25 protein-coding genes and 1 pseudogene are annotated in these 25,032 nt (G+C 63.5%); 14 read left to right on the top strand and 12 right to left on the bottom strand.

Going from position 1 to position 25,032, the window contains the following annotated elements; translation table 11 throughout:
• Positions 1-43: 43 nt before the first annotated feature.
• The 3 genes from ACUXVA_RS24425 (at position 44) to ACUXVA_RS24415 (ending at position 2,519) form a co-directional block, all read left to right on the top strand.
• On the top strand, positions 44-895 hold the full coding sequence (locus tag ACUXVA_RS24425) for an alpha/beta fold hydrolase (RefSeq protein ID WP_265083266.1): 852 nt from the start codon (positions 44-46) through the stop codon (positions 893-895).
• 69 nt (positions 896-964) lie between these two features.
• A complete protein-coding gene (locus tag ACUXVA_RS24420) occupies positions 965-1,723 on the top strand; it encodes a VWA domain-containing protein (RefSeq protein WP_445488687.1) in 759 nt (252 codons plus the stop codon).
• 64 nt (positions 1,724-1,787) lie between these two features.
• The gene (locus ACUXVA_RS24415; protein WP_445488685.1) at positions 1,788-2,519 is read left to right on the top strand and encodes a DnaJ domain-containing protein; all 732 of its coding nucleotides are present in this window, start codon (positions 1,788-1,790) and stop codon (positions 2,517-2,519) included.
• A 333-nt stretch (positions 2,520-2,852) separates the two neighbouring features.
• On the opposite strand, the gene ACUXVA_RS24410 is transcribed toward ACUXVA_RS24415, so the two are convergent.
• Entirely contained in the window at positions 2,853-4,616 is a 1,764-nt protein-coding gene (locus ACUXVA_RS24410; protein WP_445488683.1) for a serine hydrolase, read from the bottom strand.
• Between the two features lie 394 nt (positions 4,617-5,010).
• Between ACUXVA_RS24410 and ACUXVA_RS24405 the strand changes: the two genes are divergently transcribed.
• The gene (locus ACUXVA_RS24405; protein ID WP_265083268.1) at positions 5,011-5,346 is read left to right on the top strand and encodes a phasin family protein; all 336 of its coding nucleotides are present in this window, start codon (positions 5,011-5,013) and stop codon (positions 5,344-5,346) included.
• 67 nt (positions 5,347-5,413) lie between these two features.
• Here the strand turns inward: ACUXVA_RS24405 and ACUXVA_RS24400 are convergent, their stop codons facing one another.
• Positions 5,414-7,069, bottom strand: a complete 1,656-nt coding sequence (locus ACUXVA_RS24400; protein ID WP_445488680.1) for a pilus assembly protein TadG-related protein — start codon at positions 7,067-7,069, stop codon at positions 5,414-5,416.
• A gap of 517 nt (positions 7,070-7,586) precedes the next feature.
• Here ACUXVA_RS24400 and clpS point away from each other — a divergent pair.
• Positions 7,587-7,919: an ATP-dependent Clp protease adapter ClpS gene (gene clpS / locus ACUXVA_RS24395; protein WP_265083271.1), complete on the top strand. Its 333-nt coding sequence runs from the start codon at positions 7,587-7,589 to the stop codon at positions 7,917-7,919.
• A 239-nt stretch (positions 7,920-8,158) separates the two neighbouring features.
• A pseudogene (gene clpA / locus ACUXVA_RS24390) lies at positions 8,159-10,580 on the top strand (ATP-dependent Clp protease ATP-binding subunit ClpA).
• Positions 10,581-10,694: 114 nt separating this feature from the next.
• Here clpA and ACUXVA_RS24385 read toward each other — a convergent pair.
• Positions 10,695-11,051 (bottom strand): PilZ domain-containing protein, encoded by a 357-nt coding sequence (locus ACUXVA_RS24385; protein ID WP_265083272.1) that lies wholly within the window; start codon positions 11,049-11,051, stop codon positions 10,695-10,697.
• A gap of 273 nt (positions 11,052-11,324) precedes the next feature.
• Complete coding sequence (locus ACUXVA_RS24380) at positions 11,325-12,209, bottom strand: glycine/sarcosine/betaine reductase selenoprotein B family protein (protein ID WP_265083273.1); 885 nt, start codon at positions 12,207-12,209, stop codon at positions 11,325-11,327.
• A gap of 148 nt (positions 12,210-12,357) precedes the next feature.
• Between ACUXVA_RS24380 and ACUXVA_RS24375 the strand changes: the two genes are divergently transcribed.
• On the top strand, positions 12,358-13,365 hold the full coding sequence (locus ACUXVA_RS24375) for a transglycosylase SLT domain-containing protein (protein WP_445488677.1): 1,008 nt from the start codon (positions 12,358-12,360) through the stop codon (positions 13,363-13,365).
• A 4-nt stretch (positions 13,366-13,369) separates the two neighbouring features.
• Here ACUXVA_RS24375 and ACUXVA_RS24370 read toward each other — a convergent pair whose 3' ends face one another.
• A complete protein-coding gene (locus tag ACUXVA_RS24370) occupies positions 13,370-13,729 on the bottom strand; it encodes a PilZ domain-containing protein (protein ID WP_265083274.1) in 360 nt (119 codons plus the stop codon).
• 152 nt (positions 13,730-13,881) lie between these two features.
• Between ACUXVA_RS24370 and ACUXVA_RS24365 the strand changes: the two genes are divergently transcribed.
• From ACUXVA_RS24365 to tsaA, 4 genes are all read left to right on the top strand, one after another.
• Positions 13,882-14,616, top strand: a complete 735-nt coding sequence (locus ACUXVA_RS24365) for an AzlC family ABC transporter permease (RefSeq protein WP_445488674.1) — start codon at positions 13,882-13,884, stop codon at positions 14,614-14,616.
• Positions 14,613-14,957 (top strand): AzlD domain-containing protein, encoded by a 345-nt coding sequence (locus ACUXVA_RS24360; RefSeq protein WP_265083276.1) that lies wholly within the window; start codon positions 14,613-14,615, stop codon positions 14,955-14,957. The genes ACUXVA_RS24365 and ACUXVA_RS24360 overlap by 4 nt, the downstream gene beginning before the upstream one ends.
• A 93-nt stretch (positions 14,958-15,050) precedes the next feature.
• A complete protein-coding gene (locus ACUXVA_RS24355; protein ID WP_265083277.1) occupies positions 15,051-16,037 on the top strand; it encodes a Bug family tripartite tricarboxylate transporter substrate binding protein in 987 nt (328 codons plus the stop codon).
• Positions 16,038-16,049: 12 nt separating this feature from the next.
• The gene (tsaA, locus tag ACUXVA_RS24350; RefSeq protein WP_265083278.1) at positions 16,050-16,541 is read left to right on the top strand and encodes a tRNA (N6-threonylcarbamoyladenosine(37)-N6)-methyltransferase TrmO; all 492 of its coding nucleotides are present in this window, start codon (positions 16,050-16,052) and stop codon (positions 16,539-16,541) included.
• 181 nt (positions 16,542-16,722) lie between these two features.
• Here the strand turns inward: tsaA and ACUXVA_RS24345 are convergent, their stop codons facing one another.
• The 4 genes from ACUXVA_RS24345 to ACUXVA_RS24330 form a co-directional block, all read right to left on the bottom strand.
• On the bottom strand, positions 16,723-17,151 hold the full coding sequence (locus tag ACUXVA_RS24345) for an HIT family protein (protein ID WP_265083279.1): 429 nt from the start codon (positions 17,149-17,151) through the stop codon (positions 16,723-16,725).
• 69 nt (positions 17,152-17,220) lie between these two features.
• The gene (locus tag ACUXVA_RS24340; protein ID WP_445488670.1) at positions 17,221-18,486 is read right to left on the bottom strand and encodes a GNAT family N-acetyltransferase; all 1,266 of its coding nucleotides are present in this window, start codon (positions 18,484-18,486) and stop codon (positions 17,221-17,223) included.
• Positions 18,487-18,568: 82 nt separating this feature from the next.
• Positions 18,569-19,321, bottom strand: a complete 753-nt coding sequence (locus ACUXVA_RS24335; protein WP_265083280.1) for a glycerophosphodiester phosphodiesterase — start codon at positions 19,319-19,321, stop codon at positions 18,569-18,571.
• Between the two features lie 11 nt (positions 19,322-19,332).
• On the bottom strand, positions 19,333-19,800 hold the full coding sequence (locus ACUXVA_RS24330; RefSeq protein ID WP_265083281.1) for a RidA family protein: 468 nt from the start codon (positions 19,798-19,800) through the stop codon (positions 19,333-19,335).
• A 200-nt stretch (positions 19,801-20,000) separates the two neighbouring features.
• Between ACUXVA_RS24330 and ACUXVA_RS24325 the strand changes: the two genes are divergently transcribed.
• Complete coding sequence (locus tag ACUXVA_RS24325) at positions 20,001-20,879, top strand: cell envelope integrity EipB family protein (protein ID WP_265083282.1); 879 nt, start codon at positions 20,001-20,003, stop codon at positions 20,877-20,879.
• A 210-nt stretch (positions 20,880-21,089) separates the two neighbouring features.
• Here ACUXVA_RS24325 and ACUXVA_RS24320 read toward each other — a convergent pair whose 3' ends face one another.
• Together ACUXVA_RS24320 and ACUXVA_RS24315 are read right to left on the bottom strand one after the other, a co-directional pair.
• On the bottom strand, positions 21,090-22,385 hold the full coding sequence (locus ACUXVA_RS24320) for a DNA polymerase IV (protein WP_445488667.1): 1,296 nt from the start codon (positions 22,383-22,385) through the stop codon (positions 21,090-21,092).
• The gene (locus ACUXVA_RS24315) at positions 22,382-22,678 is read right to left on the bottom strand and encodes a DUF3572 domain-containing protein (protein WP_445488665.1); all 297 of its coding nucleotides are present in this window, start codon (positions 22,676-22,678) and stop codon (positions 22,382-22,384) included. The genes ACUXVA_RS24320 and ACUXVA_RS24315 overlap by 4 nt, the downstream gene beginning before the upstream one ends.
• A 232-nt stretch (positions 22,679-22,910) precedes the next feature.
• Here ACUXVA_RS24315 and ACUXVA_RS24310 point away from each other — a divergent pair, with 232 nt between their 5' ends.
• Both ACUXVA_RS24310 and ACUXVA_RS24305 read left to right on the top strand, forming a co-directional pair.
• Complete coding sequence (locus tag ACUXVA_RS24310) at positions 22,911-23,276, top strand: response regulator (RefSeq protein WP_445488663.1); 366 nt, start codon at positions 22,911-22,913, stop codon at positions 23,274-23,276.
• Between the two features lie 11 nt (positions 23,277-23,287).
• A complete protein-coding gene (locus tag ACUXVA_RS24305; protein ID WP_265083285.1) occupies positions 23,288-24,661 on the top strand; it encodes a PleD family two-component system response regulator in 1,374 nt (457 codons plus the stop codon).
• A 198-nt stretch (positions 24,662-24,859) separates the two neighbouring features.
• Here the strand turns inward: ACUXVA_RS24305 and rpmG are convergent, their stop codons facing one another.
• Entirely contained in the window at positions 24,860-25,027 is a 168-nt protein-coding gene (rpmG, locus tag ACUXVA_RS24300; RefSeq protein ID WP_265083286.1) for a 50S ribosomal protein L33, read from the bottom strand.
• Positions 25,028-25,032 lie beyond the last annotated feature (5 nt).

The raw sequence follows: 25,032 nt of genomic DNA, 5'->3' as shown, positions 1-25,032 counted from the left end.
CCTCCAAAGGCTGTGACCCGGAAGGGCCGACCAAGGGACGAACATGAAGCGCGGAATTCTGATCCTGCTTTCAGTTTGCGTAGTGGCTGCTGTCGCGTACCTCACCGCGAGCAAGTGGGCTATCCGTCATGAAACGCTGACGTTCTACGACGATGCCCGCGGTCGAACCGTGGAAGTTGACGTCGCCGTGCGTCGCGACAAGGAAATGCAAGCCAATGCCGGGATGATCACGCTGCCGGTGGCCGTGCTCAATCATGGCAATACCGTCAAGTTCACCGAATATTCTTTCCTCGCTAACGTGTTCGCGGCGCGCGGCTATATGGCCGTGAGCATCCAGCACGATCTTGCCGGCGATGCGCCGCTGGTCACCAAGGTCGGCGAACTCTATGTCGGTCGACTCCCGGTCTATGAGCGCGGCGTTGCCAACATTGAATTCGCAATCAAGAAGCTGAAAGAGATCCAGCCGAACTCGGACTACGATCATCTGACCATGGTCGGCCATTCCAATGGCGGCGACATCTCGATGTACTTCGCCAAGATCCATCCTGAGCAGATCAGGAAAGTCGTGACGCTGGATAACCTGCGCGTGCCGTTCATGACCGACGGCAAGTTCAAAATTCTGTCTTTCCGCTCCCACGACAACGTGTTCAAGCCGGATCCGGGCGTGGTGCCGGACGAGGACATTTGCGAGAAGGCCGGGATCACCGTGGTCAACACCGGTGCCCAGCATACCGACCTGAGCGACCGGGGCCCGGAGGCTCTGAAGGCCCGTATTCAGGGGCAGCTCGACAAATTCCTTGACGACGACAGCAAGCTGGCGCCGGTCAGGACCAAGGTGAAGATCCCCGAGATTCCGCCCGGCCCGGTCGCCCAGTTCACGCCGGTGGTCAATTGACCGGCCTGCCGGTTGATTGACCGCGACGGCTCCACACGCCACATAGGCTTCGCCCAACCGAGCGACGCCATGTCCACTGACCCCACAGTTTCCAAGTCGAATACCCGCTCCGGAACGCAGCAACCTGGTTCCGGCGGTGCGGTGCCTGAGGCCAGGCCGTCCGCCGCTGCCGATATCGCGGCCTTCGTCGCCAAGGCCAGGGCGCTGTCGCCTGTGGGCGCCGGTGGCCGGGGCAGGCTGGTATTCGCGCTCGATGCCACCATGAGCCGGCAGCCGACCTGGGACATGGCCTGCGCGCTGCAGGCCGAGATGTTCCGCGAGGCGGCGGCGATCGGCAGCCTGGATATCCGGCTGGTCTACTATCGCGGCATGAACGAGTGCCGGGCCAGTGGCTGGATCTCGGACTCCGCCCGGCTGGCGCGGCTGATGGGCAAGATCCAGGTCCAGGGCGGCCATACCCAGATCGGCAAGGTGCTCGCCGAGACCCGCCGCGAGGCCGTGGCCTCCGGCGTCCGCGCGCTGGTCTTCGTGGGGGATGCCATGGAGGAATCCGTGGACGACCTCTGTGCCCGGGCTGGCGAGTTGGGCCTGCTCAAGGTGCCGGTGTTCATGTTCCAGGAGGGCCACGACGGCGCCGCCGAACAGGCGTTCCGCGAGGTGGCGCGGCTCACCGGCGGCGCCTGGTGCAGGTTCGATCCCGGCGCCGCGGCGCAATTGCGCGAACTGCTGCGCGCCGCCGCAGCCTATGCCGCAGGCGGCCGCGAGGCACTGCTGCGGCTGGCGAAAAGCGGCGGCGGCGCTGCGCAGCTGCTCGGGCAAATGAAATAGCCCGCTGCCGGTTGCCGCGGGCAGGCGGCTTTCGCGGCAGGCTGTGACGCACTATGTATGGTTCATGCCTACCCTGATCGCCGGCGCGCTCGCCGTATTCGTGCTCTACACGCTGCTGCAAATGTTTCGTGCGGCCAATCCCGCGATTCTGGCGCGCGGCGTCAAGATCGGCGGCGGCGTGGTGGCGCTGGCAGTGGCCGCTTTCACCGGCATTAAGGGCGAGCTGGCGGTGGCCATCCCGCTCGGTATCTTCGGTGCCGGTCTGCTCGGCTGGTCGCCGTTCGGCACCGCGGGCTTCAGCAATATCGGCGGCATATTCGGTGGTGGCAGCGCACGCAAATCAGCGGGGCAGACCTCGAACGTGCGATCGCAGTTCCTCGACATGACGCTGGATCACGACAGCGGCCAGCTCAACGGCCGCATCGTGGCCGGCCCGTTTGCGGGACGGCCGCTCGACGACTTCGACCTGCCGGAGCTGGCGGCAATGATCGCCAGCTTCGATGCCGAGAGTATCGCGTTACTTGAAAGCTATCTTGACCGCCGGTTTCCCGCCTGGCGTCAGGACGCGCAGTTTGACGGGGCAGGGCGGCAAAGCGGCGCGGCGTCGAGCAGCAAAATGACGTTTGAGGAGGCCTATCAGATCCTTGGCCTGAAGCCGGGGGCGGGGCGTGACGAGATCGGGAAGGCGCACCGATCGCTCATGAAGAAACTGCATCCCGACCAAGGGGGGTCTACGTACCTGGCTGCCCGTGTAAACGAGGCCAAGGACACTCTGCTTCGCACTCATCAAAGCTAACTCCAGCACGCTAACAACGCTACAAACTGCGAGCTGGCTCTGTTCTCCGCCGGACGCCCCATCGCCCGCCGTTGTCCGGCGTGGTCGATCATCCCCGTGGTTAATTTGTAGCGCCTAAGTCTTGACGAGAGGTTTTCGCGCTGGGGATTTGTGGGGCTTTGTCATGCCCCGCCACGCCAAGCGGCGGGGCTGAGGATGCGGCCGATGGCGAAGCCGGATCCGGGTTCACTCGGGCTGGGCCCTCGCGCCCCGGAAGGGCAGCCTTTCAAAATGCAAAATGGCCGGGAAGATCCCGGCCATTCGGCAGCACGTCTGTGAATGCGGTGGTGGTGATCAGTTCTTGATGGTGATGCAGGAAATCTCGGAGCGCTTCAGGGTCTTGCAGACTGCTTCGGCCTGGTCGCGATCGAGTCCGGCGAAGCGGGCGCGGTACAGCTTCTTCTCGCCCTTGCCGACCACCGGCTCGGTGAACGGGTCGGCCTTGCCGAGCAGGCCGCGGGCCTGTTCGCGCGCGGCGTCGAGACGAAGGCGGGCTTCGCTTTCGCTGTCCAGCGCTCCGACCTGGATGATCCACCCGGTGTGGCTGGCCACCGGCTTGATGGCGCCAGCCTGCTGGACGGCCTGAGGCTGCGGCGGCGTACGCGGCGACGGATCGGCATAGGCCATCGTCTGGCCGCCTTGCCCGAGGCCGTTGCCCGGCAGCACGCCGAGCAGGCCCTGGCCGGTTCCGTGGTTGGCCGGCTGCCGCGGCATCTCGGCGCGCTGATACAGCGAGCTGGAGTTTTCAGCCTCGTTGCGCGGCTGGACCGTGTTGGTGACGGGGGGCGCCGGCTGGTCGGGACCAGCCGAGGCCAGCTTGAACTGGCCGGATTTGACCTGAACGGTCTTAACCCGGACCGGCTTCATCGGCTCGGAGGAGCCGGGGATCGCGGTAATCGGCTGAGTCTGGATCACGCCGGAGGTGAACGGGGCAGGCTCGGGCTTGCGGGAGGGGACCGGCAAGGCGGCGGTCGCAGCGCTGATCACGGATTTGGTGACCGGCGCGGCCGGTCGCACCGGGGTCTCGACCGGATCGGGGGAGGCCGAAGCGACCTGAACGGCGCCATTGACCTGGACGGTCTGGGTCGGGCGGACCTCCGCCTCGGCTTCGGCAACCTCGGTATTGGCTTCAGATGGATTGCGCTCGGTGATGGCCGCCACGGTGCGGCGCGTTGCGCCCTTTTCGAGGTTCTCTGCCAGCAGGTTGCGCATGATGGCATCGCGCGAGCCGCCGCTGCGGCCTCCCAGCACCACGCCGATCAGATGGCGGTTGCCGCGGCGCATCGAACTGACGAGGTTGAAGCCGGAAGCGCGGGTGTAGCCGGTCTTGATGCCGTCGACGCCTTCCACGCTGCCGATCAGGTGGTTGTGGTTCTTAATGGCGCGGCCGCGAAAGGTGAAGGAGGCGGTCGAGAAATAGCGGTAGTAGCGCGGAAAGCGGTCCTGGATGGCGCGGCCGAGGGTCGCCTGGTCGCGTGCGGTCGTGACCTGGTCGTCGTTTGGAAGGCCGTTGGCGTTGCGATAGACCGTGCGGGTCATGCCGAGCGCGCGCGCCTTGCGGGTCATCAGCTTGGCGAAATCATCCTCGTCACCGGCAATGGCTTCGGCAATGACAACCGAGGCATCGTTGGCCGAACGGGTCACCAGGCCCTTGATGGCATCCTCGACCTTGATGGTCTGGCCGGGGCGGAGGCCCAGCTTGGTTGGCGCCTGTTCTGCAGCGTAGGAGGAGACGTTCATATCGGTGTCGAGCGACATCTTGCCGGATTCGAGTTTCTCGAACAGCAGATAGAGGGTCATGATCTTTGTGAGCGACGCCGGGTGGCGCAAGCCGTCAGGGCTGTTGGCTGACAGGATGGCGCCTGAATTGCCGTCGACGATGATCGAGGAGAAGGCGGGGCTGTATCCGCCGCCATTGCTGACCTGATGATGGCGCGTGCGGTGTCGGCGGCGGGCGTCTGCGGTATCGGTGGTGAAGATGACGGCGGCGGTCAGCGTGGCGAGCCCGAGTGCGCACACTCGAAGCGTGCGCGAGGAAGCCAAATTTGTGCGAAGCATGAACTTCCCCGTCCAGTTTCAGTCTCAATCACCGGCTCGTGAGGCTAAATTATGCCCAGCAAGCCGGCAACCTGTTCCAGTTGTAGCGTTCAGCCTGAGCAACTCAATCGACGGGATGGCAAAGCAGTGGGCCATTCTGGCTAAGAGCCTGTGCTCATGCGGCTTTTCATACGTGGCTGAATCGCAGCAATGCAGATGCTGAGGGTAGGGCTGGCGGGTTTCCAAAAGGTTAAAGAACTGTTGCGTAGCATCCCGGCAATTGTCTCGGATGGTAGGTATTATTGTGCAACGCACAGGCGATTTGACTTCATTGTGCAACGCACTGAAGATGACGCCGTCGGGGGAATTTCTCCCGGGCGATAATAATGCGTCAGTCTGGGAAAGGATTCTGCAAATGATCAAAGTCGAAGAGATTCAGCAGTACGGCAAAGAGCAGTTCGAAAGCGCGGTCGCTTCGGCCACCACGCTGCAGAACGGTGCCCAGGCCATCGCCGCTTCGGTCGGCGATTACACCAAGAAGTCTCTCGAGGACGGCAACGCGTTTGTCGCCAAGTTGTCCGGCGTGAAGTCGCTGGAGAAGGCCATGGAAATCCAGACCGAATACGCCAAGTCCGCCTATGAGGCATTCGTCGCAGAATCTCACAAGATCAGCGAGCTCTACGCAGATCTCGCCAAGCAGGCTTACAAGCCGTTCGAAGGTTTCGTCAGCAAGATGACGCCGGGTCGCTGACTTTCGCGATCCTGAATCGAAACGCCCGGCCTCGCGGCCGGGCGTTTTTTATAGGCGATGCGCGATCCTATTTTGAAATACGAAGCGCGGTGAGTTGCGTCGCGATCTTGTCGAATGCCACACCGATACCATTGGCGGTCGTCACCATCTGGAATTCCTTCACCTTGGTATCCTTGTTGGTGCTCGCGCAATTCTTCAGCAAAGCCGATTCAGTGCTGTTGTCGGTATTGACGTGCACCGTGAAGATCATGATCTTTTCAGCCCAGATGTTGGGGCAGGTGCCGACGCTCGAGGATTGGTACATCCGATTATCGACGTCTGGTTCCGGCGTATAGCCGTCACCATCCCAGCGATTCTGGGTGTTCAGTCCGTCGGACATCAGCACGATAATGTCCTGATACTCATAATTTATATCTTTAACAGGTGGGGTCGGAAACGGGCCTCCGCCGGTCAGCGACTGCCAGCCCCACACCAGGCCGATCGGCTGGTTGGTACCCCCCAAGGGGTACAGGCCGTTAACGGTATTATTCATGGCGTCCCAGTCATTGCCAAGCGATAGCATCACCGGCGAGCAAGCCGTATTTTGCTCGGCGGGAAACAGGCTGGCCGTCGTTCCTGCCACGGGTGCCGTGACCTTCCGATCGTAATCGTTGCTGGGCCCTGTCGACAGGCCGCGCTCGGTCACGCAGCCGTTCCAGGTCGATTTCGCCGGTGTGGCGGCGATATCTGTAGCCGTTGGCGAACTGACCGAGTCGGCTGGGCGCCACATATGCTTGTAGGAACCGGAGTTGCCGGTGGTGTTGTAGCAGCCGTTGTAAAGCCGCCCGTACCTCAGGCGGTCCAGGGAGCCGTCATCGTTGCTCGGACAAATATTGCCGTTCGCCGGAATCTTTGTGACCGATTTCGCGTCCTTGTCCGTGGCTGGCCGGTCCATGCAGGAAAAGCCATGGGTATTGCTGGAGTAGGGACAGGTCGAACCAGGTCCGACGGTCTTCCAGTCGACTGAGTTTCTTGGAGTTGTGCCTTTCGGCGGCGCGGCGAGCCAGCCGCTCCAGTCGATCCAGGTTGCATTGTAACTCGCCGGATTGACGTTGACGTATCGGCTGAACGGCACGATCGAAACGTAGACATCTTCGGGCTTGCCGGCACTCGTCTTCAGTTGAGCCAACAATTTCGTTGTCGCCGTTTTGAGTGCGTCGATCTTGCTGCCTTCCATCGATCCAGTGGTGTCGAGCACGAGCGCAACGCGCAGCCGCACGCTGCCCCAGTTGGTCGTCGACGCGCTTTTGATCGTCATCGACGGGGTGCCGACCATCTTCATGAAATTGGTCGCTACGGTGGCTGCCACATCGAGCTTCACCGTCGCGCCCTTGCCTGTACTGGGGGTGTAGACTGCGGTGATAGCTGGAACGCCATCTGCGCTTGCAAGAACGCCGTCATTGTTCGTGTAGAGCGCTTTGAAATAGGTGTTGGCCCGCTGCGTAATCTCATTTGCCGAGAGGTTGGATGCACCGATGTCCTTCGACACCATGAGCGCCGCGGAATCGAGTGCGGTCTGCATCGACGCCTGGGCGGAAGTAGCCCGGGAATAGTCGACCGCGGCGCCGACGAAACCGAGTATTGGCACCAAAGCGATGCCAAACATGACCGCAATGTTGCCGCCCTGGTGCCCGGCGAACCGCGCCAGCAGCGTCTGCCGACCTGAAATCATCCGAATAGACATCGCCACCACCAGAAGCTGAGTTTCCGGATACCACTTCGTCCCACGTGGCTAAACAGGCGGTAAAGTCGGACGGATAAAACCGGTAAAAAGCCGTCTATCTGGCGCGCTGACCGAGGTCCTTGCGCGCCATGGTCAACAGCCGCTGAAGCGTCGAACCGCGATTTGCGCTAAATTGGACAGGATCGGTTAACCCTTGCGCGGTTGTCGCGGCACCGCCGCTCCAGCGCGGAACTGGGTACAAGCCATGTCGGTGCGCTTGCGGTCCGGCGCCCCGGAACCCATATTCACTTCGTCGGTCCAGCCGATGGGACGGCGCCGATCGGAAGCGGCGATCCGGCAAATTTACCCCAGATCGGGATGGCGTCCTCGCGAGGCCGTTCCTGGGGCGGTGCAATTCCTTGGGGCTTCGAATACAGACGCCATGTTCCAGACAGATTACAGATTCACGCCACGCGCGGTGCAGATGCCGGCTACTCAGCCCACCCTCGAGCGCGGAAGCCACCACCGTACGGTTGGGATGGCCGACGACGAGGGTCGTTCGAACGCGCCGGGCGGGCCGACCACGTCGGTCATCACCAAGGTCAAGCCGAAGACCAAGAAGCCGAATCTCTACCGCGTCCTGATCTTGAACGACGATTACACGCCGATGGAGTTCGTTGTTCACGTGCTGGAGAAGTTTTTCCAGAAGGACGTCGAGGCTGCGACCCAGATCATGCTGCACGTTCACCACCACGGGATCGGCGAGTGCGGCATTTTCACCTACGAGATCGCCGAGACCAAGGTGACCCAGGTGATGGATTTCGCGCGCAAGCACCAGCATCCTTTGCAATGCGTGATGGAAAAGAAGTAGCCTTGCTGCGAGTCTCGGAAATAGGAACGGGTCTTGCATTCATTTGAGCCGGAGCTCCGGCGTATGTCGGCCAGTCGTCTTTGCGGATGTCTGGTGCGGGGCATGCGTCGGCTTCGGAGAGACAACGAGCATCGGGAACCCGATCTTCCGCCGCGATCATACGTACCTATATGAGAAATGTTCTTGTTGCCTGACGCAGCAACGACGATCATGATGGCGGGGGCCAAAGAGGACGCGGAATGCCAACTTTTTCTCAAAGCCTTGAACAATCGCTCCACCGCGCACTTGCGATCGCGAATGAGCGTCATCACCAATATGCGACGCTTGAGCATCTGCTGCTTTCGCTGGTCGATGATTCCGACGCCGCCGCGGTGATGCGGGCCTGCAGCGTCGATCTCGACAAGCTGCGCACCAGCCTGGTGAATTACCTCGAGACCGAATTCGAAAACCTGGTGACGGATGGCGCCGACGATGCCAAGCCGACGGCCGGTTTCCAGCGCGTGATCCAGCGCGCAGTGATCCACGTCCAGTCGTCCGGTCGCGAAGAAGTGACGGGCGCCAATGTGCTGATCGCGATCTTTGCCGAGCGCGAAAGCCACGCCGCCTATTTCCTGCAGGAGCAGGACATGACGCGTTACGACGCGGTCAACTACATCAGCCACGGCATCGCCAAGCGGCCGGGCGTTTCCGAAGCCCGTCCGGTGCGCGGTGTGGATGAGGAGACTGAGACCAACAAGGGCGGCGACGAGTCCAAGAAGAAGGGCGAGGCGCTCGACACCTATTGCGTCAACCTCAACAAGAAGGCGCGCGACGGCAAGATCGACCCGGTGATCGGACGTAACTCCGAGATCAACCGCGCGATCCAGGTGCTGTGCCGGCGCCAGAAGAACAATCCGCTGTTCGTGGGCGAAGCCGGCGTCGGCAAGACCGCGATTGCCGAAGGTTTGGCCAAGCGCATCGTCGACAGCGAAGTGCCGGAGGTTTTGGCTGCGGCGACCGTGTTCTCGCTCGACATGGGCACGTTGCTGGCCGGCACCCGCTACCGCGGCGACTTCGAGGAGCGCCTGAAGCAGGTGCTCAAGGAGCTCGAAGCCCACCCGAACGCCATCCTGTTCATCGACGAAATCCACACAGTGATCGGTGCCGGCGCCACCTCCGGCGGCGCGATGGATGCCTCGAATCTGCTCAAGCCGGCTTTGGCTTCGGGCACGATCCGCTGCATGGGCTCGACCACCTACAAGGAATACCGCCAGCACTTCGAGAAGGACCGCGCTCTGGTGCGCCGGTTCCAGAAGATCGACGTCAACGAACCGACGGTCGAGGACGCCATCGCCATCCTCAAGGGCCTCAAGCCGTATTTCGAGGACTACCACAAGCTGAAGTACACCAACGAGGCTATCGAGGCCGCGGTGCAGCTGTCGTCGCGTTACATCCACGACCGCAAGCTGCCGGACAAGGCGATCGACGTGATCGACGAATCCGGCGCAGCGCAGATGCTGGTGGCCGAGAACAAGCGCAAGAAGACCATCGGCATCAAGGAAATCGAGACTACGATTGCGACCATGGCGCGGATCCCGCCCAAGAGCGTGTCGAAGGACGATGCCGAGGTGCTGAAGCATCTCGAGTCGACTCTGAAGCGCGTCGTCTTCGGGCAGGACAAGGCCATCGAGGCGCTGTCGGCGTCGATCAAGCTGGCGCGTGCTGGCCTGCGCGAGCCGGAGAAGCCGATCGGCTCCTATCTGTTCTCGGGACCGACCGGCGTCGGCAAGACCGAAGTGGCCAAGCAGCTTGCGGCCTCACTGGGCGTCGAGCTGATCTCGCTTCGACATGTCGGAATATATGGAGCGGCACACCGTCTCGCGGCTGATCGGCGCGCCTCCGGGCTATGTCGGCTTCGATCAGGGCGGCTTGTTGACCGACGGCGTCGACCAGCATCCGCATTGCGTGGTGCTGCTCGACGAAATCGAGAAGGCGCATCCCGATCTCTACAACGTGCTGCTGCAGATCATGGATCACGGCCGGCTGACCGACCACAATGGCAAGCAGGTCAACTTCCGCAACGTGATCCTGATCATGACCACCAATGCCGGCGCCGCCGATCTGGCGCGTCAGGCCTTCGGCTTCACGCGCAGCAAGCGGGAAGGCGACGACCACGAGGCGATCAACCGGCAGTTCGCGCCGGAATTCCGCAACCGCCTCGATGCCATCGTCTCGTTCGCGCATCTCAATGCCGACGTCATCGGCATGGTGGTGGAGAAGTTCGTGCTGCAGCTTGAGGCCCAGCTGGCCGATCGCGACGTGACGATCGAACTGTCCGAGCCCGCCAAGGCCTGGCTGGTGCAGCATGGCTACGACGAGCAGATGGGCGCGCGGCCGATGGCTCGCGTGATCCAGGAGCACATCAAGAAGCCGCTGGCCGACGAACTGCTGTTCGGCAAGCTGAAGGGCGGCGGCCACGTGCGTGTGGTGCTGGTCAAGGACGAGCCTCTGCTCGGCATCGAGCAGGAGCGCATCGGCTTCGAGTATCTTGAGGGCCCGGTGACGCCGAAGCCGGAAAAGCTGCCGGGCAAGCGCACCGCGTCGCGCAAGCCGAAGTCGGGCCCATCAGGGTCCGGCGGGTCGAAGGGCCCGGCTTCGAAGGGGCCGCTGGTCAAGGCCTGAGCGCCGCAGTATCAAACGAAAACGGCCGGCGAGAGATCGCCGGCCGTTTTGTTTTGGATGGTCATTCCGGGGTGCGAGAACGCAGCCGCGAGCGACCCCGCAATGACGACCGCGTCAGCCTTCGCCGAGCAATTCCTTGATGCGCCGCTGCAGCTGGCGCTTCTTCTTCTCGGACTTGCGCAACCGCTCTTCGAGATCGGAGTGCGGCGCAGCGTCGACCGGCGGGTCGGTAAAGGCGACGCCCACGATGTTGTCGCGCAGCCAGATGATCTTGGCGACGAAGGATTTGCCTTTTCGCGCGATGGTCAGCGCCATCCTGTCCAGCGGCGGCCGGATGCCATTCCTGAACTCGACGCGGGCGCCGTACTCCGAAATATTGCGCACCACGCAGTCCTTGGTCACGCCATCCGGGCTGGAGGCGATGCCGCCAAAGATCACCTTGTCCCGCTGGCCCTTGCGACGTTCATCCATGGTCCATCCCCGGTTCGGATAAGTCGCAGACACTATCCTGTTCCGGAACCGGGGGAAGATGCCGGCGCGGGGCAGGCGCAGGGAAGCGGTGTTAACGTAAACCAAACCTTTCGCAGCGCTGGCCAAACCCGAGACGGCACAAGCCGTCGTCTGCGCTGGGGGGAATCAACGCGTCATGTCGATGCATTCAATCAATCTCTGCGCCCGGGGCGCTGGATTTTCCGCGAGCGGCCACAGGGGGGAGGCAGGTACGAAGCCGCCGTTGGGGTGATGTTATGCAGCGCTGTCGCGCAATCCGCGTGCGATCTGTTTCTGCGCGTCGAATTCGGCGCGCCGCCGCGCCAGCTCGTCGGCGCTGAGCAGCGCGACATTGTTGTAGTCGCGTTTCCATTCGGCGTCGACGCGCCAGCGCAACGGCGATTGCACCGTGGTCCGGGGACCGGGGGCGGACTCCAGCACGCGCAATGCCAGCTCCAGGGTGAAGGCCTGCGACTCCGGATCGTGCGGCTTGCCGGCGGAATTGCCGAGCGGGAAGTCGCTGAACAGGAAGCGCGGCACCGCAACGTGCTCGACGATATCCTTGGCGCAGCCCATCACCACCGTGGCGATGCCGTTGGCTTCGAGATGCCGCGCCACCAGGCTGACGGTCTGGTGGCAGACCGGGCAGTTCGGCACCAGCACGACGGCATCGACGCCGTCGGCGCGACAGCGCGCCAGGATCTCCGGCGCATCGGTGTCGATGGTGACACGGTGGCTGCGGTTGGTCGGCGCGCCGAAGAAACGCGGCGCGACTTCGCCGATGCGTCCGGCGGCGGCGAGGCGCCTGAGCGCGGGCAGGGGAAACCAGGTGCCGCTGTCGTCGGCTGTGGTGTGCACCCGGTCATAGGCGATGTGCGAGATGCGCAGGTCGTGGTCGTGGTCGTGGTCGTCAGAGGTGGCGCCGTCATAGACCTGGTAGAATTTCGCGCCGCCATTATAGGCCGCGCCAGGGCCCTGATCGCCTTTGGCGGGGTCGTAGGGGGCAGCGGTGGTGACGATCGCGACTCGCGCCTGCGCCAGCGGCTTCTTCAGCGGCTGAAAGGGCGCCGAATTATAATGCGCCCAGCGATACGGCGTGTCGTATCCGATTGCCTGATAATAGGCGCGGGTGCGCGCCATATAGGGGATCGGGACATCGTCATCATCGGCGAAACCGGACTGCGAGATCGAGCGTTGTCGTCAACCCAAGTACTCCTGCTTACGCCCCATTTCATCCATAGCTAGCTGCTGGGGTCGCGCTGTCAAGAACGCGCCCGCCGGACCGAGCATGACGCGAATCTCAGCCATCATCGGGACTCTGCTCTTGCTGGCCGCGCAGCCGGCCGGATGCGGTAGCGGACATGCCGAGGATGCCGCTCCGGCGCCCGCCGTCGAAGCCGCCAGCCCGGGCGAGCCGGCGGCAATTCCCCCGGAGAAAGCCGACGCCGCCCCCGAACCGGCGAAGGTGGAAGACGGCGCGAAGAATTCGAGCACAAGGGAGACGATGTGCCTGATGATCGAATCCGCGGCATCGGCCCATGATCTGCCGCTGGAGTTCTTCGCCCGGGTGATCTGGCAGGAGAGCCGGTTTCAGGCCGACGCGGTCGGGCCGCTGACGCGCGGCGGCCAGCGCGCCCAGGGCATCGCGCAATTCATGCCGGGCACGGCGAACGAGCGGCGGCTTCTCGATCCGTTCGATCCGGTGCAGGCGCTGCCGAAATCGGCGGAGTTCCTCGAGGAACTGCGCGACCAGTTCGGCAATCTCGGTCTTGCGGCCGCCGCCTACAATGCCGGACCGCGGCGGGTGCAGGACTGGCTGGACGGCAAGGGCACCATGCCGGGCGAGACGCGCAATTACGTGAGCGCTATCACCGGCGCGACGGTAGAAGACTGGCAGGCCGCGGGACGGAACGGCAAGGTGCCGGAGCGCGCGTCGCCGTCGGACTGTCGCGCGTTGATGGCGCTGCTGCAGCGCGCGCCCAATCCGTTCGTCACACAGCTCGAACTGCACGTGACACTCGGCGAGAACAGGCCGTGGGGCGTGCAGCTCGCCGCCGGCTTCAATCGCGATCGCGCGCTGATGATGTATGCGCGCGCGATGAAGCGCCTCAGCGCCGTGATCGGCGATCGCGATCCCAACCTGCTGGGCACGCTGCTGCGCAGCCGGGGAACGCGGACATTCTACCAGGTCCGCATCGGCACCGACACGCGCGGCGACGCCGACGAACTCTGTGGCCGCATCCGGCGCGCCGGACAGGCCTGCCTGGTGCTGCGCAATTCGACCATGAAGGGCTGAGCGCTCAGTATTCGGAGCGCAGCGTCGCGATGTGCTGCCGCAGCACGCGGTTGGCTCGCTCGCTGGCACGCAGCCGCAACGCCCAGTCCAGCGACATCGCCTCCCGCACCGGCCGTGGCTGGCGGAAAACCAGGCCGACCTCGTTCCTGCGCCGCCATACCATGCGGGCGAGAAAGGCGAGGCGCTTGCGCTCGATGGTCAGGTCCACCTCGCCGGCGAGAATGACCGGATTGGCGAACTCAACCCTGGCGCCCGCATCGGAGAAATTGCGAACGATGCAATCCATCGTGGAACTGCGTCCGTTGAAGGCGATGCGACCGCCGTAATAGACCCGCCCGCGAACATGCTGCCGTCGATCAAGCATTTTCCATCCTCTGTTACCGTTCAGACGCTACCTGAGGTGGTGGGCCTCTGAACAGGCCCGCTCGGATAAACGCTTTGTTAAGGTAAATCCGCCGCTTGACCGAAGCCGTTTTTGGCTGCGTATGGCGTTAAACCTCGTCAAGAAAGGCTCCAGTGAGACTTCCGGCACTCGACTCTGCGAAATGGCACGATACGGCGGCCGCCTTCGCGTTCGGCGTTCGCTCGATCGCCACCACCGTGCTCACCTTGGTGCTGTTCGCCACCTATATCGGCATCGGCGCGCTGGCCCATGACACCCATTTCAGCCTCGGCTGGGCGATGGCATCGACGTTGTTCGTCTGGGCCGGCCCGGCGCAGATCATCCTGATCTCGACCCTCGGCCTCGGTGCCACCGCGTTGCAGGCGGCGTTGGCGGTCACCGTCAGCGCCGTCAGGCTGTTTCCCATGGTGGTGGCGGTGCTGCCGATGATGAGGACGCCGGCCACCAGGCGACGGCAGTTGATCCTGCCGACCCATTTCATCGCCGTGACGCTGTGGGTGGAGTGCTTCCGGCTGCTGCCGCAGGTGCCGCGCGAACGACGCATCGCCTTCACCAACGGTCTCGGTGTCGGCCTGGTCTCGACCTCGCTGACCGCGACCGTGATCGGCTATCACCTCGCGGCCAATCTGCCGCCGCTGTTCGGCGCGGCGATCCTGCTGCTGACGCCGCTGGCGTTCCTGCTGTCCACGGCGCGCAACTGCCGGCAACTTGCCGATGTCGTTGCGCTGGTGTTGGGCCTTGCGCTGTTTCCGCTGGTGTCGTTGCTGCACACCGGCGTCGATATTCTGATCAGTGGGATATCGGCCGGCACCATCGCCTATGGCGTGCACCGGTGGAGGCGGCGGTGAGCGACTTCATCGGCGACTGGCACGCCTTGTTGGTGCTGCTGCTGGCGGGCTTTCTGCCGAACGAGAGCTGGCGCATGCTTGGCCTCTGGCTCGGCGGCGGCATTGACGAGGAATCCGAACTGCTGGTGTGGGTGAGGGCGGTGGCCACCGCGATCCTCGCCGGCGTGATCGCGCAGATCCTGGTGCTGCCGCCCGGCGCACTGGCCAGCATTCCCGCGCCGTTGCGCTACGGCGCGGTGGCGGTCGGGCTCGTCGTGTTCATGCTGGCGCGGCGATCGATTTTCGTCGGCGTGCTGTGGGGCGAGATCGTTATGCTGGCCGGCAAATGGTGGCTCGGCTGACGGCGGTTTCGCCGCGCCCTGCCGGTCTTGCATGCTGATCGCTGTCAGATACTGTCCAGCCAATTCAAAAATAAGATTTGCTGGGGAAACGATATGAAGCCACGCGCCAGATTCGCCCTGATGTCCTGCATGACCATTGCGGCAATGGTTTTCGCTGCACCATTTGCCGGCGCAGCCGATTATCCGACGCGTCCCGTCAAGCTGGTGGTGCCTTACGCCGCGGGCGGCCCCACCGATGTCCTGGCCCGGTTGCTCGCCGACTATGTCGGCCGGGACTTGAAGCAGAGCGTGATCGTTGAGAACAAGCCGGGTGCCCAGGGCGCCATTGCCGCGGAGACGGTGGCGCGCGCCGAGCCAGATGGCTACACGCTGTTCGTTACGGCGGCATCCATCATGGTGCTCAACCCGCTGCTTTACAAAAAGCTACCATATGATCCACAGAAGGATCTCAAGATGCTGGCCATCGTCACCGATCTCCCTGTCGTGATGGAGGTGCATCCGTCGGTGCCGGCGACGACGGTCAAGGAGTTCGTGGCCTACGCCAAGGCCAATCCCGGCAAGCTGAATTTCGGCTCGGCTGGCACCGGCGGCACGATCCATCTCGCCGGCGAAATGTTCAAGCAAATTACCGGCGTCGAGATGACCCATATACCCTACAAGGGCGCAGGTCCGGCGCTGACCGACCTGTTGGCGGGCAACATCCAGGTGATGTTCGACACCTTGTCCACGGCGCTCCCGCCGGTGAAGTCCGGCATGCTACGACCGCTCGGCGTATCGTCGGCGCAGCGCAGCCCCGACCTTCCGGACGTGCCGACGGTGGCCGAAAGCGGCTATCCGGACTATGTCGTCGGTGTCTGGTTCGGCGTCGCCGCGCAGGCCAGGCTGCCGGACGACATCTCCGGCAAGGTCAGCGGCAGCCTCAACCGCGCCCTGGAAGATCCGGCATTTCGCGCCGCGCTGGAGAAGATTGGCTTCCCGGTGCTGCGTCCGAGGACGCCTGCGCAGATTGCGGAATTCGTTGACGAGGACCGCGCGCGATGGTCGAAGGTGATCAAGGCGCAGAATATCTCGCTGGATTGAGACGGGGGACCGATGGTTCGCGAGAGTGAAGTCAGGGTTGGCGAAGCCGCGGTCGATGCGCCGAAGCCGAACCACGCCGGGCTGGTCTATATCGGACGCATCCGCACGCCCTGGACATCGCGGCTGGAAACGCCGCGTCAGGGCCGCCATGACGGGCCGGTGTGCCGGCTGGAGATCTTCGAGCCCTGGGTGCCGGCGCTGCAGGGGCTGAACCTCTACAAGCATCTCGAAGTGATCTACTGGCTGCATTTGTCGCGCCGCGACCTGGTGTTGCAGAGCCCCAAGAACGACGGTAGTGCCCGCGGCACATTCTCCTTGCGCTCGCCGGTGCGGCCCAATCCGTTGGGAACGTCGATGGTGAAACTGGTCGGCATCGAGGGATCGACGGTGCTGGTGCGCGGCCTGGATTGTCTCGACGAGACGCCCTTGCTCGATCTCAAACCCGATCGTTGCGAATTCACGCCGCTGGCGCCGCCGCAGCCCGGCGATGTCCAGACGGAGTGAGACCGCGCCACAATCGCAAACGTCATCCTGAGGCGCTTGCCGATTTCGGCGAGCCTCGAAGTATGCATGGTGAAACGCTTTCGCTCGTGGTGCCGTCGCCTTTCGAGGCGCCCAAGGCGCGCACCTCCACCGAAACGCAATTGGGTTTCGGTGGAGGTGACGGCAAAGCCGGCGTTTTCGCTTACAAGCTCTCCAGCGCCGCGATCAAGGCCGTGGCGTTGTCTTCCAGCACTTTTGGATCTTCCTTGCGCGAGGCGGGCGGCAGCAGGCCGACATTGTCGTGGCGCGGCATCACATGCATGTGCAGGTGGAAAACCACCTGGCCGCCGGCGGCCTCGGAATATTGGGCGATGGTCATGCCGTCGGCCTTGAACGCCTTTTTCGCGGCGGCGGCGATCCTGTGGGCGCCGCGGACCACGTGGGCATAGTCGTCAGCCGAAATATCGAAAATATTGCGCGCAGGCGCCTTGGGGATCACCAGCGTGTGGCCGGGCGAGCGCGGCATGATGTCGAGGAAGGCCAGCACATGGTCGTTCTCATAGACCTTGTAGCAGGGAAACTCGCCGCGCAGGATTTTTGCGAAGATGTTGTTGGGATCGTAGGCGGTCATGGTTCCTCCTGAAGCATTGTTCGAACTCTTCACCGCCGCGACGGGACGGGTCAAGTCGGGCTGAAGAATTCAGGCCGGCTCTTCGTCGGTGCGCTCGATGTCGCCCTTGCGGAACGGGCCGGCCTCGGTCAGTTCGCGCACCGCGGCGGCGACGTGGGCGCGCTCGTGCTTGAGATAATCGGCGACGGCACGGCGGAAACCGGGGTCGACGATGTAATGGGCGGAGTAGGTGGTCTGCGGCAGATACCCGCGGGCGATCTTGTGCTCGCCCTGGGCGCCGGCCTCCACCGTCTTGAGGCCGCGGCGGATGGCAAAATCGATCGCCTGATAATAGCAGACCTCGAAATGCAGGAACGGATGATGCTCGACGGCGCCCCAGTGTCGCCCGAACAGGGTGTCCGAGCCGATGAAGTTGATGGCGCCGGCGATCCAGCGGCCCTCGCGCTTGGCCATGATCAGTGCCACGTCACGGCTCATGGTTTCACCGATCAGCGAATAGAACGCGCGGGTAAGGTACGGGCGGCCCCACTTGCGCGAGCCGGTTTCCATGTAGAAGGCGAAGAAGGCGTCCCAGGCATCCTCGGTGATGTCGTCGCCGGTCAGTGCGTGGACGGTGATGCCGTTGGCAAGCGCATCGCGGCGCTCGCGCTTGATCGCCTTGCGATGACGTGAGTTCAATGTGGCGAGGAAATCGTCGAAGCCGGCGTAGCCGTTGTTGTGGAAGTGGAACTGCTGGTCGGTCCGCTGCAGGAAACCGTTGTCGGCCAGGAACTTCCATTCGTTCTCGCGCGCGAAGGTGACGTGCACAGATGACGCATGGGTGGCGCCGCACAGCGCGACCAGCCCGTTGGCCAGAACCGCCCCGACCTGTGCCACATCGAGGGGATCGCGGATCAGCAGCCGCGGTCCGGTCGCCGGGGTGAAGGGAACCGAGGCCTGCAGCTTCGGATAATACTGCCCGCCGGCGCGCTCATAGGCGTCGGCCCAGCCGCGGTCGAATACGTACTCGCCCTGCGAATGGGATTTCAAATAGACCGGCACGACGCCGATCACCGCGTCGCCGCGTTTGGCGACGAGGTGGCGGGGGGCCCAGCCGGTGCGGATGCAGGCCGAATTCGACTTCTCCAATGCGAGCAAGAAAGCATGAGAAATGAATGGGTTGTAGGTCGAAGCGGAGGTAATGCAGTGATGCCCGCCGGGGGCGGCGGAGGCCAGCGTATCAAGCGTGCGGAGATTGCCGACGTCGCTGCCCGAAGTCGCGCAGGCGTCCCAGTCGGAAGCCGCGATCTGGCTGATGGAGGACAGGGCTTCGAGGGTTATGTCCGATGACGTCATCAATCACTTGAACCGGTCAGTTGCGATCAGCCGTCGCGGTGACCGTCCCTAACATTGTGCATCGCGCTGATGACTTCAAGGGTCAGGCGCCAGGCACAAAACCCTCGAAGATCATCTGGTCGGCATAGGCAGTCGCGGCGGCGCGCTGCTCCGGGGTGCGCACGGTCCAGGCGAGCAAGGCACAACCGAAGACGTGGCGGGCGATCCACGGCTCCGGGGCCGGCAACTGGTTGACCCAGTAGGCGACGAAATGCGGTCGGGTCCGGAAGGCGTGGCGAAGATGAAGCATGTCGGCACGCTGTGCCGCCGAGAGCTTGCTCCACTCGCCGTCGTCATAGCTGCGCTGCGCGGTGATGCCGCGCACCAGGTCCGGAATCTGCTGGCGCAGCGCCAGCACCTGGTCGGGGTCGAACGACATGCCGGCCACCGGGCCGCGATAGGATTTCAGGATTTCTGCAACCCGCCCAACGAGTTTACGGTCGCCGTCAAAGTGACTTTTCACTTCGAGCACCAGCGCCACGCGACCGCCGACCATGGCGCAGAGATCGCTCAGCGACATCATCCGCTCGTCGGTGTCCTTGAAGCAGATCTGTCGCAGCTCGGCGGCAGTCTTGTCACGCAACGCGCCGGTGCCGTCGGTGAGGCGGCCGAGCATGTCGTCATGGTGCACCATCGCTTCGCCGTCGCTGGTGAGCTGCAGATCGACCTCGATGCTGAAGTTGCCCGCGATGGCGGCGCGAATCGCAGCGGGCATGTTCTCGATCACGCCGTGGGCGCGGTCGTGCAGGCCGCGATGCGCCACGGGGCGGGCGGTCAACCAGTCGGGTGCACGCATGGGGGTTTCCGTCAGGCGACTTCGAACACGCCTTCGACCTCGACCGCCGCATCGGCAGGCAAGGAGGCAACGCCGACTGTGGTGCGGGCGTGGCGGCCCTTGTCGCCGAACGCCGCGACCATCAGATCGGAGGCACCGTTCAGCACCTTCGGTCCGTCGGTAAAATCCGGCGCCGAATTGACGAAGCCGCCGAGCCGGACCACGCGAACGACCTTGTCGAGATCGCCAAGCGCCGCCTTGATCTGGGCCAGCAGGTTGATGGCGCAACCGCGCGCGGCGGCGCTGCCCTGTTCGACGGTGACGCCGGCGCCGAGCTTGCCCTTGGCAATCAGCTTGCCCTCCGGATTGACGCAGACCTGGCCGGACACGAACAGCAAATTGCCGGTGCGCACGAAGCCGACATAGTTCGCCACCGGGCTCACCGGCTCATGCAAGGTGATTCCCAGATCTGCAAGTTTCTGCTCGACCGTTCCTGCCATTGTCGTCCCCGATATTGATGTAAATGCCGAATGGTTGAAGCCAAGACGTTCCGGCGCAACCTGTTTCGCTGATCGCAGTCAGACATGCACCAGAAAATATGGCGTTTCGACAGCCATTTTTGCTTTTCCGGGCAATCAGCCCCAGTTGCGGCGCAATGCGACGCTCTTTATTGTTCAAATCATTGCTTCGAGGACACATGATGCGCCGCCCATCCTCCCTCTCGCGCCTTCGCCTCGGTTCGCTGGCGCTCGCAACCGTGGTGCTTGCGAGCGTGCCGGGTCTTGGCATCCGCGCGTCTCATGCCGCTGCCAATGCTCCGTTCCTGTCGCATCAGGCGCTGTATGAACTCAACCTGCTGAAATCTCGCGGCAGCGCGGCGATCAACAGCGCTCGCGGACGCATCCTGTACAATTTCTCCGGCAGCGCCTGCGAAGGCTACACCTCGGATTTCCGCCAGGTGTCGGAGCTGGAGAGCGGCGAGGGCAAGAACACGCTCAGCGACCTGCGCTCCACCAGCTGGGAAGACGGCGAAGGCAAGAGCTATCGGTTCAAGATCGACACCCGGATGAACGACGGCGATCCCAGCGCGGTCGATGGCATCGCCGAGCGCAGTGGCGATCATATCACCGTGAAACTGAAGCAGCCGGTGACGAAGACGTTCAACCTCGATGGCGCCACCGTGTTTCCCACCGAGCAGATCCATCGCATCATCGCCGCCGCGCGCGACGGCAAGTCGGTGCTCGAGCTCAAGGTCTATGACGGCTCCGACACCGGCGAGAAGGTCTACAACACGCTCACCGTGATCGGCCAGGCGATCCCCGGCGATCGCGCCGCCAAGGAGCCGGACCCGGCGACATCCAGCGAGGCGATGAAGTCGCTGACGCGCTGGCCGGTGACGGTCAGCTATTACGACGAGTCGGCCAAGCCCAGCAGCGGCGAACAGTCGCCGGTCTATGCCATGTCATTCGAACTGTACGAGAACGGCGTGTCGCGCTCGCTGGTGCTGGACTACAATGATTTCGTGATTTCCGGCACCATGGGCAAGTTCAACGTCAAGGACTCCAAGCCTTGCAAGTGAAGTAGGTGTAGGGTGGGCAAAGCATCGGCGCCCGCAGCGCCGCGATGCGTGCCCACCATGTCTACTTACCGCGCGTGATGCTGGGCACGGCGCAACAGCGCCTTTTCCCACCCTACGAACGCCAGCTTCTATGAGATGGGCCCCGGATCTGCGAAGCTATACTCGGTATTGCATCGCGTCCGGGGCAAGAGCCTAGGCCGTTTGGCGCCGCTACTCGTTCGCCTTCTCAGGACCGTCATAGGCGATGCCGCGAATTACCGCGGCGTTGCCGAATTTCCTGCGCAGGTCATCCATGGCCCGCTCGGCATCGGCGGAGCGGCGGTCGATCATGTCGGTGTCGCCGGCCTGCGACCCCGGCACCAGCGCGCTGACGCCGGTGCCGATCAGGCGGAACGCGGTGCCGTCGATTTCCTTGGCCAGCATCTCGCGCGAGATCGCGAAGATCTTGGCCGCCAGTTGCGTCGGAGCATGGATCGACTGCGACCTCGTGCGCTGGCGAAAGTCGGCGGTCTTCAGTTTCAGCGTGATCGTCGTGCCGGCGAGTTCGCCGCTCTTCAGTCGCGACGACACCTTCTCTGACAGTCGCCACAGGATCTTCTCGAGCGCCGCGAAGTCGCGGATATCGTCGTTGAAGGTGGTCTCGTTGGAGATGGTCTTGGCGCCACGGTCCGGCACCACCTTGCGGTCGTCGATGCCGCGCGCCAGCCGCCACAGCCGGCGGCCTTCGCCGCCGAACTGTTTCATCAACTCGACCTCGTCGGCGCGCTGCAGGTCGCCGATCTTGCGAAAGCCGCGCTGCGACAGCCGTTCAGCAGTCGCCGGTCCCACGCCATAGATGAAGCCCACCGGGCGCTCGGTCAGCATGGCGCAGGCATCGGCCTGATCGATGGCCGCGAAACCGCGGGGCTTGTCGAGGTCGGAGGCGATCTTGGCCAGGAACTTGTTCACCGACAGGCCGACCGACACGGTGATGCCGACGTCGCGTTCGACCTGGCCGGCAAACCGCGCCAGCACCTTTGCCGGGATCATGCCGTGGAGGCCCTGGGTGCCGGCGAGGTCGAGGAACGCCTCGTCGATGGACAGCGGTTCCACCAGCGGCGTCAACGCCTGCATGGCACGGCGCACCTCGCGGCCGACGCGGACATATTTGGCCATGTCAGGCCGCACCACCGCGGCCGAGGGGCAGAGTTCCAGCGCCTTGAACATCGGCATGGCGGAACGCACGCCATAGGTGCGGGCGATGTAGCAGGCCGCCGACACCACACCGCGCTTGCCGCCGCCGATGATCACCGGCCGGTCGGCGAGGTCCGGATTGTCGCGCTTTTCCACGGTGGCGTAGAACGCGTCGCAATCGATATGCGCCATGGTCAGCGCGGGCAGGGCGCGGTGACGCAGCAGCCGCGGCGAGCCGCAGGCGCTGCAGCGCGTCGCGCCGGCATTTTGGTCAGCAAGGCAATCCCGGCAGAAGCAGCGCGGTCCGCTCGGCTCTGGCGGGCGGTCGGTCACGGTGCGTCACGTGTGTCGGATTCGCCCAGCGCCTGCCGCGCCGCCGCAATCGTCGTCGGGTGGAGGTCGGAGGCGGCGGCAAACGCCTTCACCGTCTCGTCATCGCGCAGCACGAAGTCCAGTACGCTGACCAGGAACTGAGGATCGGTAGCAGCGGACCGCAGCGTCTCCGGCCCGATTCCCGTCTCGGACAGAAATAAGCCCAGTCGCTCGGGCTCGCCGGCGACAAAGGAAAGGGCCTGAATTGCAACGATTTCAGCCACTTCCTTCGGGTTATGACGGGTTTTTTTCATCGCCTGCGTTTGCCTTTCCGTAACTTATAGTCTCTATTTTGAAGCAACATGCCGAAGTCACCGGAGCGATTCCATGATGTGGAAGATAGCACAGGTGACAAAGGCGCTCTGGTCGGGTGGGCCGGAGCAGATCTGACGGACATCTGGATTCGCTTTGGAAACGTCTGGCTGCGCGGCGATCGCACTTCGCCTGGCGGTCATTGAACGTTGACGTTCGGGATTGGAGGATGGGATGGCCAAAACCGTCCTGATCGTGGAGGACAACGAGCTCAATATGAAGCTCTTTCGCGATCTGCTGGAGGCCCACGGCTATAACACCGCCGGCACCAGCAACGGCTTCGAAGCGCTCGACCTTGTGCGCAAGCTGCATCCTGACCTGATCCTGATGGATATTCGGCTGCCGCAGGTCTCCGGCCTGGAAGTGACACGCTGGATCAAGGACGATCCCGAACTGCGTGCGATTCCGGTGGTCGCCGTCACCGCTTTCGCTATGAAGGGTGATGAGGAGCGCATTCGCGAGGGCGGGTGCGAGGCCTACCTGTCCAAGCCAATTTCAGTCGGCAAATTTATAGAAACCGTTCGACGTTTTATCGGGTAGGGAGATTTTCGATGTCCGCGCGTATCCTGGTCGTCGACGATATTCCCGCCAATGTCAAATTGCTGGAAGCGCGGCTTTCGGCTGAGTATTTCGATGTGGTCACCGCATCGAACGGCGCGCAGGCGCTGGAAATCTGCTCGCGCGCCGAATGCGATATCATTCTGCTCGACGTCATGATGCCCGACATGGATGGCTTCGAGGTCTGCCGCCGGCTGAAGTCGAATCCGGCAACGCACTTCATTCCGGTGGTCATGGTGACGGCGCTCGACAGCCCGGCCGATCGCGTGCGCGGCCTCGAGGCCGGCGCCGATGATTTCCTCACCAAGCCGGTGTCCGACGTGGTGCTGATCGCGCGCGTTCGGTCGCTGACCCGGCTGAAGATGATGACTGACGAACTACGCATGCGCGCCATCACCTCGCTGGAAATCGGCGTGCAGGCGCCCGAGCGTAGCGCCGTGTCCGATCTCGGCAAGGGCGGCCGCATCCTGCTGGTGGACGACCGGCCGTCATCCTATGAGCGGCTGGCGCCGGTGCTTTCGGCCGAGCATACCGTCGATGTCGAGCCGAACCCCGCCGAGGCGCTCTTCCATGCGGCCGATGGCAACTACGATCTGCTGATCGTCTCGCTCAGCCTTGAAAATTTCGACGGGCTTCGGCTGTGCAGCCAGGCGCGCTCGCTGGAGCGCACCAGGCAGGTGCCGATCCTGGCGATCGCCGACGCCGACAACAATGCCCGGCTGTTGCGCGGTCTGGAAATCGGCGTCAACGACTACCTGATGCGCCCGGTGGACAAGAACGAATTGCTGGCGCGGGTGCGCACGCAGATCCGCCGTCGCCGCTACACCGATCACCTGCGCGACAACATGCAGAATTCCATCGAGATGGCCATCACCGATGGCCTCACCGGGCTGCACAATCGCCGCTACATGGAAAGCCATCTGGAGACGCTGGCAGAGCAGGCCGCGACGCGCGGCAAGCCGCTGGCACTGATGATGCTCGATATCGACTTCTTCAAATCGATCAACGACAACCACGGCCACGATGCCGGCGACGACGTGCTGCGCGAGTTCGCGGTGCGTATCCGCAAGTCGATCCGCGGCATCGATCTCGCTTGTCGCTACGGCGGCGAGGAGTTCGTCATCGTGATGCCGGAGACCGACCAGCATGTGGCCGGCATGGTGGCGGAGCGGCTGCGCCGTGCCATCGCCGGCGAGCCGTTCTCCATCGACAAGGGCAGCAAGCGGATCGACGTCACCATCTCGATCGGCCTGTCGACGCTTGAAAAGAAGGGCGAGCCGATCGCCGACGTCCTCAAGCGCGCCGACGTGGCGCTGTACCGTGCCAAGCACGATGGCCGCAATCGCGTGGTTGCGGCGGCGGCGTAAGCGGCTCTGCGATCTCCGCCGCCATCCTGATGTGCTCGCCGTCTTCGGCGAGCCTCGAAGGATGATGCCCCGCGCTGTCGCCCTTCGGATCTCGCGAAGGCTCGCACCTGAAGGTGACGACGCGTCCATTTCAGCACAACAAAAAAACGGGACCCTTTCGGGTCCCGTTCAATCCGTCAGCAGCTGAAGAGACAGCGCTTACTTGATCTTGGATTCCTTGAACTCGACGTGCTTGCGCGCCACCGGGTCATACTTCTTCTTGACCATCTTGTCGGTCATGGTGCGAGAATTCTTCTTGGCGACGTAATAGAAGCCGGTATCCGCGGTGGAAACGAGCTTAACCTTGATGGTGACCGCTTTGGCCATGGCAA

The organism is Rhodopseudomonas sp. RCAM05734 (assembly GCF_052658035.1).
The sequence above is the reverse complement of the archived record's forward strand: the minus strand, read 5'-3'. Positions and strand labels throughout refer to the sequence as shown.

What these genes read in the sequence shown, in the direction of transcription:
- ACUXVA_RS24425 (WP_265083266.1), top strand. Translation starts at nt 44, where the DNA reads ATGAAGCGCGGAATTCTGATCCTGCTTTCAGTTTGCGTAGTGGCTGCT.
- ACUXVA_RS24420 (WP_445488687.1), top strand. Translation starts at nt 965, where the DNA reads ATGTCCACTGACCCCACAGTTTCCAAGTCGAATACCCGCTCCGGAACG.
- ACUXVA_RS24415 (WP_445488685.1), top strand. Translation starts at nt 1,788, where the DNA reads ATGCCTACCCTGATCGCCGGCGCGCTCGCCGTATTCGTGCTCTACACG.
- ACUXVA_RS24410 (WP_445488683.1), bottom strand. Translation starts at nt 4,616, where the DNA reads ATGCTTCGCACAAATTTGGCTTCCTCGCGCACGCTTCGAGTGTGCGCA.
- ACUXVA_RS24405 (WP_265083268.1), top strand. Translation starts at nt 5,011, where the DNA reads ATGATCAAAGTCGAAGAGATTCAGCAGTACGGCAAAGAGCAGTTCGAA.
- ACUXVA_RS24400 (WP_445488680.1), bottom strand. Translation starts at nt 7,069, where the DNA reads ATGTCTATTCGGATGATTTCAGGTCGGCAGACGCTGCTGGCGCGGTTC.
- clpS (WP_265083271.1), top strand. Translation starts at nt 7,587, where the DNA reads ATGGCCGACGACGAGGGTCGTTCGAACGCGCCGGGCGGGCCGACCACG.
- ACUXVA_RS24385 (WP_265083272.1), bottom strand. Translation starts at nt 11,051, where the DNA reads ATGGATGAACGTCGCAAGGGCCAGCGGGACAAGGTGATCTTTGGCGGC.
- ACUXVA_RS24380 (WP_265083273.1), bottom strand. Translation starts at nt 12,209, where the DNA reads ATGGCGCGCACCCGCGCCTATTATCAGGCAATCGGATACGACACGCCG.
- ACUXVA_RS24375 (WP_445488677.1), top strand. Translation starts at nt 12,358, where the DNA reads ATGACGCGAATCTCAGCCATCATCGGGACTCTGCTCTTGCTGGCCGCG.
- ACUXVA_RS24370 (WP_265083274.1), bottom strand. Translation starts at nt 13,729, where the DNA reads ATGCTTGATCGACGGCAGCATGTTCGCGGGCGGGTCTATTACGGCGGT.
- ACUXVA_RS24355 (WP_265083277.1), top strand. Translation starts at nt 15,051, where the DNA reads ATGAAGCCACGCGCCAGATTCGCCCTGATGTCCTGCATGACCATTGCG.
- tsaA (WP_265083278.1), top strand. Translation starts at nt 16,050, where the DNA reads ATGGTTCGCGAGAGTGAAGTCAGGGTTGGCGAAGCCGCGGTCGATGCG.
- ACUXVA_RS24345 (WP_265083279.1), bottom strand. Translation starts at nt 17,151, where the DNA reads ATGACCGCCTACGATCCCAACAACATCTTCGCAAAAATCCTGCGCGGC.
- ACUXVA_RS24340 (WP_445488670.1), bottom strand. Translation starts at nt 18,486, where the DNA reads ATGACGTCATCGGACATAACCCTCGAAGCCCTGTCCTCCATCAGCCAG.
- ACUXVA_RS24335 (WP_265083280.1), bottom strand. Translation starts at nt 19,321, where the DNA reads ATGCGTGCACCCGACTGGTTGACCGCCCGCCCCGTGGCGCATCGCGGC.
- ACUXVA_RS24330 (WP_265083281.1), bottom strand. Translation starts at nt 19,800, where the DNA reads ATGGCAGGAACGGTCGAGCAGAAACTTGCAGATCTGGGAATCACCTTG.
- ACUXVA_RS24325 (WP_265083282.1), top strand. Translation starts at nt 20,001, where the DNA reads ATGCGCCGCCCATCCTCCCTCTCGCGCCTTCGCCTCGGTTCGCTGGCG.
- ACUXVA_RS24315 (WP_445488665.1), bottom strand. Translation starts at nt 22,678, where the DNA reads ATGAAAAAAACCCGTCATAACCCGAAGGAAGTGGCTGAAATCGTTGCA.
- ACUXVA_RS24310 (WP_445488663.1), top strand. Translation starts at nt 22,911, where the DNA reads ATGGCCAAAACCGTCCTGATCGTGGAGGACAACGAGCTCAATATGAAG.
- ACUXVA_RS24305 (WP_265083285.1), top strand. Translation starts at nt 23,288, where the DNA reads ATGTCCGCGCGTATCCTGGTCGTCGACGATATTCCCGCCAATGTCAAA.
- rpmG (WP_265083286.1), bottom strand. Translation starts at nt 25,027, where the DNA reads ATGGCCAAAGCGGTCACCATCAAGGTTAAGCTCGTTTCCACCGCGGAT.